The organism is Mesorhizobium terrae (assembly GCF_008727715.1).
Taxonomy (GTDB): Bacteria; Pseudomonadota; Alphaproteobacteria; order Rhizobiales; family Rhizobiaceae; genus Mesorhizobium; species Mesorhizobium terrae.
In genome coordinates this window covers 3,482,088-3,495,291 of record NZ_CP044218.1, presented here as the reverse complement: position 1 = coordinate 3,495,291, position 13,204 = coordinate 3,482,088, and the positions used below count along the sequence as shown (strand labels likewise).

Here is a 13,204-nt window from a genome sequence, read left to right as displayed (position 1 = left end):
CCTGCCTGATCGCGCCGCCTCGATCGCCCGGCAAGGGAGCGATTTCGTCCCCCCACCGCACAACCGTCCCCGGCTTTCATAACGATCCATATATACGATCGGCCTTAGATATCATTTTACCGAACCGGCAGGTTGGGCAATGGTGCGGCCTCACAGGCGGGCCGCTGATCTGGCCCTCCGCCAATCTGGAGACTGAATGCGAACGCAGGTCGTCATCATTGGTTCGGGGCCGTCGGGCCTGCTGCTTGGCCAGCTTCTCACCAAGGCCGGCATCGACAACATCATTCTCGACCGCGTCGACAAGGAATACATCCTCGGCCGCGTGCGGGCCGGCGTTCTGGAACAAGGCACGGTCGACCTCGTCGAGCAAGCCGGCGCCGCCGCGCGCCTGCGCGAGAAAGCCCTCATCCACGAAGGGTTCTCCATCGCTTTCGACGGCCGCGACCATCGCATTGACCTCGCCAACCTGACCGACGGCAAGCACGTCACCATCTACGGCCAGACGGAGATGACGCGCGACCTGATCCAGGCACGCGAAGCGACCGGCGCGCTGACGCTCTACGATGCCCACGATGTCACGCCGCACGATTTTGCCGGCGACAAGCCACATGTCACCTATGTGAAGGACAGCATCGCCGGACGGATCGACTGCGAGATCATCGCTGGCTGCGACGGTTTTCACGGCGTCAGCCGCAAAAACGTTCCAGTCGAAGCGATCCGCACATTCGAACGGGTCTATCCGTTCGGCTGGCTGGGCCTGCTAGCGGATGTGCCGCCGGTGAGCCACGAACTGGTCTATGCCAACCACGAGCGCGGCTTCGCACTTTGCTCGATGCGCTCGACGACCCGCAGCCGCTATTATGTCCAGGTCTCGGCGGACGAGCAGGTGGAAGCCTGGAGCGACGAGCGCTTCTGGGACGAGTTGCGTCGGCGCCTGCCGCTTCATCACGCGCAAGCAGTCGTCACCGGGCCATCCTTCGAGAAATCCATCGCACCGCTGCGGTCCTTCGTTGCCGAGCCGCTGCGCTTCGGCCGCCTGTTCCTCGTCGGCGATGCCGCCCACATCGTGCCGCCGACCGGCGCCAAGGGTCTCAACCTCGCGGCAAGTGACGTGCACTATTTGTTCGAAGGCCTGCGCGAATTCTTCGCCGAGCACTCCACCGCCGGCGTCGATGCCTACTCGCGGCGCGCGCTGGCCCGGGTCTGGAAGGCCGTGCGCTTTTCCTGGTGGATGACCACCATGCTCCACCGCTTCCCCGACAGCACGGATTTCGAACGCAGGATCCAGGAAGCCGAACTCGACTATCTCACCCATTCGCGCGCGGCGGCGGCGGCGCTCGCCGAAAACTATGTCGGCCTGCCTTACTGAGGCGGGCACCAACGGAACACCTACGAACGACAGCTAGCGGGTACCGGGCACGCCGCGAAGCGCGCGCTGCATCAGCTTCATGGACTTGCCGCGCACGGTAACGGTTCCGGCCAATATGAACCCATGCCTCTCGTAATAGTACACCAATCGCGGGCTCGACGAGAAGCAATCGAGCTTGATGTATTCCCGGCCGAGCGCCCGCCCCTGGTCGACAACATAGTCTATGATCGCCTTTCCTACCCCCGCTCCGGCATATGTCCGGAGCACCGCGAACGTGTGCAGGTAAAGGCTGTCGCCGACTTCGCCGTCGCCCCAGAAGTCGCGGTCTTCGCGAAGCAGTCGAAATGCTCCGGCGGTTTCGCCTTGGACGCGTGCGAGAAACAGTTCGCGCCTCGCGATCCGTGGCAGCATCCATGCATCATCGAAGGGCGAGATCCAACTTTCAGAACCGATCGATCTCTGCCATGCGCTCGCATCCCGCAGAACGGAGGCGAATTCCTCGCGCGTTTCAGGCGCGACGGGTTCGATGAAAACCGTAGGTTCCATGGCTGGCATGGCGCCAGGACGTATCCGGCAAATCTATGACCGATCCTGCGAGGACGATGGGTTACCGCCGTTCAGCCTCCCGATCTCCCGGCAAGGTCGACCCTGCGATCGAGGACAAGCCCCTCCATGAATGCCTCGTCGTGGCTCACCACTAGCAGCGCGCCATCATAGGCTGCGAGCGCTGCTTCCAAGGCTTCGACTGCGTCCAGATCGAGGTGATTGGTCGGCTCGTCCAGCATGAGAAGCTGAGGCGGCTCGGCGCGACCCAGCGTGCAGGCCAAACCTGCGCGCAGCCTTTCGCCGCCGCTCAGGCTGCCGGCCATTCGCAACGCGTCATCAGCGCGGAACCGGAAACGGGCCAGAGCCGACCGGCACTGGTTCTCGCTTGAGCCGGGGTTCAGCCGCCGGAAATTGTCCCGCAATGAGAGGGCGGGATCGAGAATGCCCACATGCTGGTCCAGCAATGCGTGCCTCACATGCAGATCCACCTTGCCGCTACACGGTTCGAGCTGGCCGGCAATCAACGCAAGAAGCGTGGTCTTGCCGCTGCCGTTCGGTCCGGCGATCGCAATGCGCTCCGGCCCGGTGATCGCAAGGGACAGATCGCGGATGGCGGGTTGCACCGGATCGTACCCTCCCGTCAAACCGTCGAGCCGCAGAACCAGTTTGTTCGGCGGCAGGTCAGTCGAGGGTATGTCCATGCGCAGCGGCTGTTGGACCTCGAGCTTTTCGCGCGCTGCGGTAAGAGCCTCCAGCGCAACCTCATGCCGCGCCTCGCGCAAGCGGGCATTGGCGCCGCCGGAGGATTCGGCCCTTCCCTTCGCGGCATCCATCAGGATCTTGGGCTGGTCTCCCTTGGCGCGCGCCTTTTGGCCGGCGCTGTCCTTGCGCGCCTTGCGCTCGGCCACCTGCTGAGCCCGGCGATCGATTTCGACCCGCGTTCGTTCGGCGTGGGCGAGATCGTGACGGGCCGCCTCGAGCTCCTCGGCCTTGCGCGCCCGGTAAGCGCTGTAGTTGCCGCCATATCGCGTCGCGCCAAGCGTGCTCAGCTCGACTATGGCGTCCATTTCCTCGAGGAGTTCGCGGTCATGGCTGACGATCAGGGCTCCGCCGCGCCACCCTCTGATAATTTCCAGAACGGCCCCCCGTCCGGCTCTGTCCAGATTGTTCGTCGGCTCGTCGAGAAGCAGCATATCCGCCCCGGCGAAGATGAGCGCTGCAAGGCCGGCACGGGTGCGTTGACCGCCGGAAAGTGATGCCAGCGGCGTCCGCGGATCAGTATCGAGGCCGCAGCGCGACAGCGCTGCGTCGAGCCGCGCATGCAGCGTCCAGTCTGCGTCGGCCAGCTCGTCGGCGCTCGCCAGGCCGGCCTCGGCGCGATCGAGCAAAGCCAGCGCGCGCCGCGCGTCGAACAGGTCGGCGATGGTTTCACCGTCGCGCGCGCCGATATCCTGGCGCATCAGACCGAGCGTGCCGGAAACCTGAATGGCGCCCGATTGCGGCTGCAACTCGGCTTGGATCAGACGCAGAAGCGTCGTCTTGCCGGTGCCGTTGCGCCCTACGACGCCGGCGCGCTCCGCGCCGAAACTTAAATTGAGATCGGTGAAAAGCGGTGTGCCGTCAGGCGTTGACCAGCACAGATTGGACAGGGTGATGAATGCAGGCATGGGACAGGACTTCTCGCAGCGAAACCGGACGGGTGAAGGCAGCGAGGGTCAAATCCATGTTGGGGAAACTCCGGTCCATCAAAGGTCCGTATTAGCTAGGTGACGGGTTGCGGATATGCAAGGCGCCGATACCAAGCCCCGGAAAGGCTGGCGCCGGAAGATTGCCCGAACCTCCCTACTGGGGTATCGCGCCGGCCGCCTCGCGAAGGGTCTGCATCAAAAGCCCGAGTGCGAGCGTCGGCACCGAATCCGTGCGGATGGTGAGCCCGACCGGCCCCTTGGTCTCGCTGGTGTCGATCGGCAGGGTGACGAGAAACCCCTCGGCGACATCAGCTGCCACCACACCCTCCGAGATCACCCAGACGGCGTCCGTGGAGCGCACGAAGGCACGGCCGAAAGCGTGGGAGACCGTTTCTATCTGGTTCGGCCAGTTCGGCATGCCGTTGGCGATCAAAAGACGTTCCACGAACGGCCTGATGATCGAGGTCCGCGTCGGCATCAGCACCACATAGTCGACCAGGTCGGAGAAGACGAAGGCGCCGCCCGTGAGCAAAGGATGACCGGCACGCACCACGAAACGCACCTCCTCCGAATAAAGATGTTCGAAGGAAAATCCCGCCATCTGCTCCGGCGCCGCCAGCCGGCCTACCACGATGTCGAGGTCACCGACGCGCAATTGATTGAGCAGCACCGCGTTCTCGCCGGTCACGATCTTGACACGGCTGCTAGTGTTTTCGCCAAGGAACAACCGCATCGCGTGCGGCATGATGCGGGTCGAGACCGTGGGCAGCGCACCCACCCGCACCGGCGGCGCGTTGCCGAGGCTGTCGGCGGCGATCGAATCCACCCCTTGCCGCAGCGCCGAGATCGCGGCGCCCGCATGGCGCAGGAAAACCTCCCCCAGCCGCGTCACGCGAATGCCGCGCCCGTCGCGTTCCAGCACCCGCACCCCCAGCGCCTCCTCCAGCTCGCGGATGGTCTTGGTCACCGCAGGCTGGCTCACATTCAGCGTCTCGGCGGCCTTCATCACGCTTTTCTGCCGCGACACCTCGACGAATGTCTGCAGATGGCGGAACTTGATGCGCTGATCGATCATCGCGGCCATAACCCGTCAGTTAATCGTTTGGCGGAATTTATTATTTTACTTAACCAAACGAAAGGACAACAAGGAAGGCAAGGAGAGCTTGCGTGCAACTGGCGACGATCAACGGCATAGTCCTGCACCACCGTTTGACCGGGGCGCCAAGCTCCGGCCCGGTCGTCGTCTTAATCAATTCGCTGGGCACCGACTTCCGCATCTGGGACGATGTCGTCAGCCGCCTCGCCGGTGACTGCGCGACGCTGGTCTATGACAAGCGCGGCCATGGCCTGTCCGGCCTCGGCGACGCGCCGGCGAGCATCGCCACCCACGCCGCCGACCTCGCCGCCCTGCTCGACCACCTCGCCATCAGCCAGGCCGTCATCTGCGGCCTGTCGATCGGCGGCCTGATCGCACTCGATCTGCACGCAACGCGCCCCGACCTCGTCGGCGCGCTGGTTCTCTCGGACACCGCGCACAAAATCGGAACGCCGCAGTCCTGGAACGAGCGTATCGAAATTGCCAAAACCGTTGGCATCGCCGGTTTCGCCTATGGCATCATGGAAAAATGGTTCACGCCGGCCTTCCACGCTGCTCGGCCGGACGAACTAACCGCCTACCGCACCATGCTGGTGCGCCAGCCCGTCGATGGTTACGTCGCGGCCTGCGAGGCACTCCGCAGCGCCGACATGACCGAACAGGCCAGGCGCGTCTCCGTCCCGACAATCTGTGTCGTCGGCGACCAGGACGGCTCGACACCGCCGGCCCTCGTCCGCGCACTGGCCGATCTCGTGCCGGGTGCACGCTGCGAGATTGTCGCCGATGCCGGCCACATCCCTTGCGTCGAACAGCCGGATGCCTTTGCCGCGCTGCTTGGTGCCTTCATTGTGTCTTCATCCAAGAGGGGCTGACATGGCCGCGAACGAAACGGTATCGGAACGCCATCTGCTGGGGATCGAGACCCGCCGCAAGGTCCTGGGCGATGCCCATGTCGACCGGGCGGAGATGGCATCCACCGATTTCGACCGTCCGTTCCAGGACCTGATCACCGAAGCGGCCTGGGGCGCGGTTTGGTCGCGACCCAATTGGACCAAGCGCGAGCGCTCGATCGTGACGATCGCGCTGCTGGCAGCACTCGGCCATGACGAGGAAGTCGCCATGCATGTGCGCGCCACCGTCAACACCGGCGCGACGCGCGAGGACATCACCGAGGCGTTGCTGCATGTCGCCATCTATGCCGGCGTACCGGCCGCCAACCGGGCGATCCGCACCGCCAAGCAGGTGTTCGACGCGCTCGACGCAAAGGAGGTGGCCTGATCATGAGCGACCTGCCCAATCGCAAGCCCGAGACGGGAGCGTTCTTCCCGCGCGACCGCACCTGGCATCCGCCGGCCTACACGCCTGACTACAAGACGTCCGTGCTGCGTTCGCCGCAAAAGGCCTTGCTGGCGCTCGACAACACAATCTCGGAAATCACCGGCCCGGTCTTCGGCCACTCGATCATCGGCGAACTCGACAACGACCTCATCCACAATTTCGCGCGGCCGGGAGAATCCGCGATCGGCGAACGCATCATCGTTCACGGTCAGGTTCTGGACGAACGCGGCCACGGCGTGCCGGGCGCCCTGCTCGAATTCTGGCAGGCCAATGCCGGCGGCCGCTACCGGCACAGACGAGAAATTTACCTCGCGCCGCTCGATCCCAATTTCGGCGGCTGCGGCCGCTGCATCAGCGACGAGAATGGCAATTACCGTTTCCGCACCATCAAGCCCGGCCCCTACCCCTGGCCGAACGGCCCCAACGACTGGCGGCCGGCGCATATCCATTTTTCGGTGTTCGGCCACGGCTTCGTGCAACGGCTGATCACTCAGATGTATTTCGAGGGCGATCCACTCATCTGGCGCTGCCCGATCGTGCGCACCATTCCCGAGCGGCGCGCCGTCGAGCTGCTCGTCGCCCCGCTCGACATGGAAAACACCATCCCCATGGATGCGCGCGCCTACAAGTTTGATATCGTGCTGCGCGGCAGGCGCTCGACCCTGTTCGAGAACCGGCTGGACGGTAACTAGGTCGCGGCCCCGAGAAGATGATCGAAAAGTCACCTGAAATGGCGAAGAGTTCACGACCTTGATGACCCAGGCTCTCGGCTATCTGAAGGAAACGGCATCGCAGACCGCCGGCCCCTATGTGCATATCGGGCTGACGCCCAATGCTTCCGGCATCGGCGGCGTTTATGCCGCCGACCTCGGCGCCGGCATGGTTAGCGACAAGACGCGCGGGACGCGCATTTCCGTTAGTGGCCGTGTCATCGACGGCGCCGGTGCACCGTTGCGCGACGGGCTCGTCGAGATCTGGCAGGCCGACGCGGCAGGGCTCCACAACAGCCCGGCCGAGCTGCGCGGCACCGCCGATCCGAATTTTACCGGCTGGGGGCGCTGCGCCTGCGACGGCGAGACCGGCCGCTTTGCTTTCGACACCATCAAGCCCGGCCGCGTCCCCTATAGGGACCGCAGGCTAATGGCGCCGCATATCACCTTCTGGATTGTCGCCCGTGGCATCAATCTCGGCCTGCACACGCGCATGTATTTTCCAGATGAGGCCGAGGCGAACGCCGAAGACCCGGTACTGGCGCGCATCGAGCACCGCTCCCGCGTGGCGACGCTGATCGCCCGCGAAGAGGCCAGCAACAACTATGTCTTCGACATCCATCTGCAGGGCGAACGGGAAACCGTGTTCCTCGACATCTGACGCGGCGAAGATGAGCGTCAGCCCTTTCGACCATCCCATCCTCGGCGGCCTGCTCGGCGACGCGGAAGTTGCGAACACCTTCTCCGCGGCAACCGGTATCAAGACGATGCTCGACTTCGAAGCGGCCCTTGCCAAGGCCGAGGCGAAGGCGGGCGTTATAACCAAACAAGCCGCCGCCGAGATCGCCCGCGCGATCGCGTCATTCAGCCCCGATATCGATCGGTTGCGCGCCGCCGTCGCGGTTGACGGCGTCGTCGTGCCTGAACTCGTGCGCCAGTTGCGCGATGCCGTCGGCAGCGAGGCGGCGCGTCGCGTTCATTTCGGCGCCACCAGCCAGGATGTCATCGACACCAGCCTGATGCTGCGGCTGAAACCGCTGCTTGCGGCAATCGAAACGCGGCTGCAAGCTTTCATCGATGCCCTCGCCGGCATCGAGAAGCGCGATGAGCATCGTGCCCTGATGGCGCGGACCCGGATGCAGGCGGCGATCCCCATAAATGCGCGCGACCGGCTCGATGCCTGGCGACAACCCGCCAAGCGCAATCTGGAGCGTCTGCGCATTTGGTCGAAGGAAGGGCTGGCGCTGCAATTCGGCGGCGCCGCCGGCACGCTGGACCGGCTCGGCGACAAAGCGGCGGAAGTCCGCGCCGCGCTGGCCGCGGAACTCGGACTGATTGACGCCCCGCAATGGCACGGCCAGCGCGACCGGCTCGCCGAGCTAGCCTCTACCCTGTCGCTGGTCACCGGCGGGCTCGGCAAGTTCGGCCAGGATATCGCGCTGATGGCGCAGGCTGGCGACGAGATCGAACTGGCCGGCGGCGGCGCATCCTCCACCATGCCGCACAAGCAGAACCCGGTTGCGGCCGAGGTTCTCGTGACGCTCGCCCGCTTCAACGCCACCCAGCTTGCTGGCATGCACGGCGCGCTGGTGCACGAACAGGAACGGTCCGGGGCAGCCTGGACCCTGGAATGGATGATCTTCCCGCAGATGGTCGCAGCCACGGCGGCGGCAACGCGGCTTGCCGCCGCGCTTGCCGCCAACATCACCCGGCTTGGCGCTGAACAATAACCTGGGGAATATGAGAAAGGCTGATCATTTCATTTTACATTACCGAATCGTCTGTCAAAGTTTCTGGAAAGACCCGAAGGTCGTCGATGAGGGAGGAATCATGAAACGCTTGCTTTCGGCCGCGCTTTTGGCCGCGGCCATGAGCAGTGCCGCTTATGCCGACACGATCAAGGTCGGCATCGTTGGCCCGTTTTCCGGCCCCTTCGCCCTACAGGGCAAGAACTTCAAGGCAGGCATCGACGCCTATGTGGCCATCAATGGCCACAAGGTCGGCAACCACGAGGTCGAGATCATTTATCGCGACGTACCGCAGGCTGATCCGGCGCAATCGAAGGCGCTGGCGCAGGAGTTGATCGTCAAGGAAGGCGTACAGTATCTGGGCGGTTTCTATTTCACGCCGGACGCGATGGCGGCCACTCCGCTGCTCCAGCAGGCCAATGTGCCGATGGTGGTGATGAACGCCGCCGCCTCGGCGATCGTCACCAAGAGCCCTTATGTGGTGCGCACCTCCTTCACCATCTGGCAGACCGTGTCGCCGATGGCTCAGGTGGCTTTCGACGACGGTGCCAAGAAGGTCGTCACCGTCGTCGCCGACTATGCGCCCGGCCATGACGCGGAAGCGGCCTTCAAGGCCGGCTTCGAGAAGGCCGGCGGCGCTGTGGTCGAACAGTTGCGCATGCCGATGTCGACCGCCGACTTCTCCCCGATCATGCAGCGTATCAAGGATTCCGGTGCCGATGGGCTGTTCGTGTTCCTGCCCTCCGGCCCGCCCACGCTCGGTTTCGTCAAGGCCTACAACGAGAACGGCCTGAAGGCGGCCGGCATCAAGTTCTTCGCGCCAGGCGACCTGACCCAGGAATCCGACCTGCCGGCGCTCGGCGAAAGCGCGCTCGGCCTGCAGACGACGTTCCATTATGCCGTCTCGCATGACTCACCCGAAAACAAGGCCTTCGTGACGGCGGCGAGCAAGGCGATCGGCAACCAGGCCGAACTCTCCTTCCCGGCGGTCGGCGCTTATGACGGCATGCACGTCATCTACAAGATGATTGAGGCAACCGGCGGCAAGCAGGATGCCGAGAAGGCGGTCGGTGCCGTCAAGGGCCTGTCCTGGACGAGCCCGCGCGGCCCGGTCTCCATCGACCCGGAAAGCCGGCACATCGTCGAGAACATCTATCTGCGCGAAGTCACCAAGGCAGCGGACGGAACCTACTACAACAAGGAAATCCGCACTTTCGAAAAGCAGGGCGATCCTGGCCTCGCCGCCAAGAAATAGGCCTGTTCGAGCCCGGCCGTCCCGCCGCTGCCATCCTAACGCGCGGCGGGCTGCCGATCCCTGTGGCTTGACCATCCATCGACGCCGACATGATCCTGGCGCAGGATGCGCGAAGGGAGGTGCGTAATGCAGACTGTCTTCAGCGTCGCCGTCGACGCGCTTGCCTACGGCATGGTGCTGTTCGTCATTTCCATCGGCCTGTCGGTGACGATGGGGCTGATGCGCGTGGTCAACCTCGCCCATGGCGCCTTCGCCATGATCGGCGGCTACATCGCCTCCTATGCGGCGCAGTCGCTCGGTCTCGGCTACGCCGTGGCCATCCTGCTCGCCGTTTTCGGCACCATCGTCATCGCGGCGCCGATCGAGCGACTGCTCTACCGGCGCATCTATAGCGCGCCGGAACTCACCCAGGTGCTGATGACCATCGGCATCACCTTCATGATCATCGGCATCGCCAACTACGTCTTCGGCCCGACGCTAAAGACCATCCCCTTGCCCCATGCGCTGCAAGGTTCGGTCGACCTCGGTTTCCGCTCCATCGCCGCGCACAAGGTCTTCGCCATTGTTGCCGGCTTAACCATTGCAGCGGCACTCTGGTTGGCCATCGAGCGCACCGGTTTCGGCATCAAGCTGCGCGCCTCCGTCGACAATGCATCGATGGCTGCGGCGCTCGGCGTGCGCACCGAGATCGTCTACGCGGTCTCCTTTGCCATCGCCGTCGGCCTCGCCGCGCTCGGCGGCGTCCTCGGCGCGGAACTGCTGCCAGTCGAGCCTTATTACGCGCTGCGCTACATGGTGACGTTCCTGGTCGTGGTCTCGGTCGGCGGCACCGGCTCTATCCCCGGCGCGCTCGCCGCCTGCCTGCTCCTCGGCGGCATCGATACGGCCGGTCGCTACTGGATGCCGGAATTCGGCGAGTTCTTTTTCTATCTGGCCGTCATCGCCATCGTATGCTTGTTCCCGCGCGGCCTGGCTGGGAGGCGCGGCTGATGTCGGTGGTAACCAACACCGACGCCGCGGCCGCGCCGAAAGGCAGACGCGCCATCGCCGGTGACCTCGCCGGCGTCGCCGCCATTCTCCTGATCGCCGCCATCGGCTATCTCGTGTTTCCCAACAACCTCGCCCTCCTGACCCGCGTCGTCGCCATCGCCTTGCTGGTGCTCTCGCTCGACCTCGTCACCGGCTATGGCGGCATCGCCACGCTCGGCCAGGCGGCGCTGTTCGGCGCCGGTGCCTATGCGGCCGGCATCGGCGCAGTCCATTTCGGCATCACTGACCCGTTTGCGATGACGCTGGCCGGCCTCACTGGCGGCATGGTCGCCGGCCTCGTTTGCGGGCTGGTTATCCTGCGCGCCCACGGCCTGCCGCAACTGGTCCTGTCGATCGCGCTCGTCCATCTGTTCCACGAATTCGCCAACAAGACGACGTCGTGGAGCGGCGGCAGCGACGGGTTGTCCGGCATCATGCCGGCTCCATTGTTCGGCCTGTTCGCCTTCGACCTGTGGAGCCGCACGGCCTATGCCTATGGCGTTGCGCTGCTGGTGATCGTCTTCATTGTCCTGCGCATCGTCGTGCGTTCCCCCTTTGGCATGTTGTGCCGCGGAGCCAAGGAAGACCCGGTGCGCATCCGAGCGATGGGCGCATCGCCCAATGCGACCCTGTTGAGGATGTTCGTCCTCTCCGGTGGCGTCGCCGGCGTCGGCGGAGCGCTCAGCGCAATCTCGACGCAGGTGGTCGCGCTGGACAGCCTGTCATTCACGCAGTCGGCCGAGGCCCTCGTCATGCTCGTTCTCGGTGGCACCGGTTCGCTGTTCGGCGCGCTGGCCGGCACGGTGATCTTCATGCTGTTCGAGGATTTCGTCGCGGCGGCCAACCCGTTCCACTGGCTGACCATCGTCGGCGCGCTGCTTGTCGCTGTCGTGCTGTTCGCGCCGAAGGGTCTCTATGGCACGCTCGCCGACCGCTTCTCGCGCCGAGGCGGGGAGCGGCCATGACCCCGGTCTTCGAAGTCCGCAACCTGAAGAAATCCTTCGGCGGCCTCGCCGTCACCGACAATGTCTCGCTGTCGCTCCGTCCCGGCGACCGTGTCGCGCTGATCGGGCCCAATGGCGCCGGCAAGACCACCTTCGTCAATCTGGTGACCGGCAATCTGAAGCCCGACGCCGGCGAGGTGCTGATGGCTGGCGAAACCCTGACCCGCAGCGGACCCGCCGAGCGCGTCAGGCGCGGGCTGGTCCGCTCCTTCCAGGTGACGCGGCTGTTCCAGGACATGAGCCCGGCCGAACATATCGCGCTGGCCATCCTCCAGCGCGACGGTCGCGCCAACAACATGACCGGCAGCTATCTGGATCGTCCGGAAGTGATGGCGGAGACCAATACGCTGCTGGCCGCGCTCGGCCTGGAGACCCAGGCGCACCGCAAAGTGCGCGAGATCGCCTATGGCCAGCAACGGCTCTTGGAGATCGCCATGGCGCTGGCGCTGAAGCCGAAAGTGCTGCTGCTCGACGAACCGGCCGCTGGCGTGCCGCAGAGCGACACTGGCCGCATCGAGGCAGCTCTTGCCGGCCTGCCCGCCGATCTTGCCGTCTTGATGATCGAGCACGACATGGATCTCGTCTTCCGCTTTGCCAGGCGCGTGGTCGTTCTCGCCGCCGGCACCATCATCTTCGACGGATCGCCTTCGGATGTGACACACGACCAGCGCGTGCGCGAAGCCTATCTTGGGAGCTATGCCGATGCCGGCCGCGCCGCTTGAGGTCACCGGCCTGTCGGCCGGCTATGGCCCGACACGGGTGCTGGAAGATGTCTCGCTTTCCGTGCCCGCCGGCGCGCGCCTGGCGGTGCTTGGCCGCAACGGCATGGGCAAGACCACCCTGCTGGCGACACTGGCAGGCCTGACCCGCCATATCGGCGGCTCGATCAGTATCGGCGGCGCCGACATCACCGGCCTCGCCACGGCTCAGCGTGCGCTCAAGGGTGTGGGTTATGTGCCGCAAGCACGCTGGGTCTTTCCAACCCTTACCGTCGAGGAAAATCTGTTCGTCGGCCTCAAGGGAAGGCCCAGGGAGGCAATCGCGGAAGCCTATTGGATGTTCCCGCGCTTGGCGGAACGGCGGCGCAATCTCGGCTCGCAGCTGTCGGGCGGCGAGCAGCAGATGCTGTCGACGGCACGCTCTATCCTCGGACAACCGACGCTGCTGTTACTGGACGAGCCACTCGAGGGCCTCGCTCCGGTGATCTGCGACGAACTGATGGCGGCTTTCGCCACCCTCGCCAAACAGGGAGACATGACGATCGTGCTTGTCGAGCAGCGTATCCAGAGCGCGCTCGACTTCGCCGACCAGGTGATCGTGCTCGAACGGGGACGCATCGCCTGGCGGGGCACGCCGCAGGAACTTGCAGCGGACCACTCGACGGTCGAGCGGCTGCTGGGAGTGGGCGGACTGCACTAGGG

14 protein-coding genes are annotated in these 13,204 nt (G+C 64.9%); 11 read left to right on the top strand and 3 right to left on the bottom strand.

The features are described 5' to 3' along the window. Positions 1 to 196 precede the first annotated feature (196 nt). Entirely contained in the window at positions 197 to 1,369 is a 1,173-nt protein-coding gene (gene pobA / locus FZF13_RS18100) for a 4-hydroxybenzoate 3-monooxygenase (protein WP_024923555.1), read from the top strand. 33 nt (positions 1,370 to 1,402) lie between these two features. On the opposite strand, the gene FZF13_RS18095 is transcribed toward pobA, so the two are convergent. From FZF13_RS18095 to pcaQ, 3 genes are all read right to left on the bottom strand, one after another. Beyond that, positions 1,403 to 1,924, bottom strand: coding sequence for a GNAT family N-acetyltransferase (locus FZF13_RS18095; protein WP_024927237.1), 522 nt, complete (start codon positions 1,922 to 1,924; stop codon positions 1,403 to 1,405). 62 nt (positions 1,925 to 1,986) lie between these two features. Continuing rightward, positions 1,987 to 3,582 (bottom strand): ABC-F family ATP-binding cassette domain-containing protein, encoded by a 1,596-nt coding sequence (locus FZF13_RS18090; RefSeq protein WP_024923557.1) that lies wholly within the window; start codon positions 3,580 to 3,582, stop codon positions 1,987 to 1,989. 175 nt (positions 3,583 to 3,757) lie between these two features. Further along, on the bottom strand, positions 3,758 to 4,678 hold the full coding sequence (gene pcaQ, locus FZF13_RS18085; RefSeq protein WP_024923558.1) for a pca operon transcription factor PcaQ: 921 nt from the start codon (positions 4,676 to 4,678) through the stop codon (positions 3,758 to 3,760). 92 nt (positions 4,679 to 4,770) lie between these two features. On the opposite strand from pcaQ, the gene pcaD reads away from it, so the two are divergent. The 10 genes from pcaD (at position 4,771) to FZF13_RS18035 (ending at position 13,202) form a co-directional block, all read left to right on the top strand. Further along, positions 4,771 to 5,571 (top strand): 3-oxoadipate enol-lactonase, encoded by an 801-nt coding sequence (pcaD, locus tag FZF13_RS18080; RefSeq protein WP_024923559.1) that lies wholly within the window; start codon positions 4,771 to 4,773, stop codon positions 5,569 to 5,571. Between the two features lies 1 nt (position 5,572). After that, the gene (gene pcaC / locus FZF13_RS18075) at positions 5,573 to 5,977 is read left to right on the top strand and encodes a 4-carboxymuconolactone decarboxylase (RefSeq protein ID WP_024923560.1); all 405 of its coding nucleotides are present in this window, start codon (positions 5,573 to 5,575) and stop codon (positions 5,975 to 5,977) included. 2 nt (positions 5,978 to 5,979) lie between these two features. Continuing rightward, positions 5,980 to 6,729, top strand: a complete 750-nt coding sequence (pcaH, locus tag FZF13_RS18070; RefSeq protein ID WP_024923561.1) for a protocatechuate 3,4-dioxygenase subunit beta — start codon at positions 5,980 to 5,982, stop codon at positions 6,727 to 6,729. 61 nt (positions 6,730 to 6,790) lie between these two features. Next, the gene (gene pcaG, locus FZF13_RS18065; protein ID WP_024923562.1) at positions 6,791 to 7,408 is read left to right on the top strand and encodes a protocatechuate 3,4-dioxygenase subunit alpha; all 618 of its coding nucleotides are present in this window, start codon (positions 6,791 to 6,793) and stop codon (positions 7,406 to 7,408) included. Between the two features lie 10 nt (positions 7,409 to 7,418). Next, on the top strand, positions 7,419 to 8,477 hold the full coding sequence (locus FZF13_RS18060; protein WP_024923563.1) for a 3-carboxy-cis,cis-muconate cycloisomerase: 1,059 nt from the start codon (positions 7,419 to 7,421) through the stop codon (positions 8,475 to 8,477). Positions 8,478 to 8,577: 100 nt separating this feature from the next. Beyond that, positions 8,578 to 9,750: an ABC transporter substrate-binding protein gene (locus tag FZF13_RS18055; protein WP_024923564.1), complete on the top strand. Its 1,173-nt coding sequence runs from the start codon at positions 8,578 to 8,580 to the stop codon at positions 9,748 to 9,750. 126 nt (positions 9,751 to 9,876) lie between these two features. Next, on the top strand, positions 9,877 to 10,740 hold the full coding sequence (locus tag FZF13_RS18050; RefSeq protein ID WP_024923565.1) for a branched-chain amino acid ABC transporter permease: 864 nt from the start codon (positions 9,877 to 9,879) through the stop codon (positions 10,738 to 10,740). Continuing rightward, on the top strand, positions 10,740 to 11,744 hold the full coding sequence (locus FZF13_RS18045; protein ID WP_024923566.1) for a branched-chain amino acid ABC transporter permease: 1,005 nt from the start codon (positions 10,740 to 10,742) through the stop codon (positions 11,742 to 11,744). The genes FZF13_RS18050 and FZF13_RS18045 overlap by 1 nt, the downstream gene beginning before the upstream one ends. Next, positions 11,741 to 12,505 (top strand): ABC transporter ATP-binding protein, encoded by a 765-nt coding sequence (locus FZF13_RS18040; RefSeq protein ID WP_024923567.1) that lies wholly within the window; start codon positions 11,741 to 11,743, stop codon positions 12,503 to 12,505. Before FZF13_RS18045 ends, FZF13_RS18040 begins: the two co-directional genes overlap by 4 nt. Then, the gene (locus FZF13_RS18035) at positions 12,486 to 13,202 is read left to right on the top strand and encodes an ABC transporter ATP-binding protein (RefSeq protein WP_024923568.1); all 717 of its coding nucleotides are present in this window, start codon (positions 12,486 to 12,488) and stop codon (positions 13,200 to 13,202) included. Before FZF13_RS18040 ends, FZF13_RS18035 begins: the two co-directional genes overlap by 20 nt. The last annotated feature ends 2 nt before the right edge of the window (positions 13,203 to 13,204 follow it).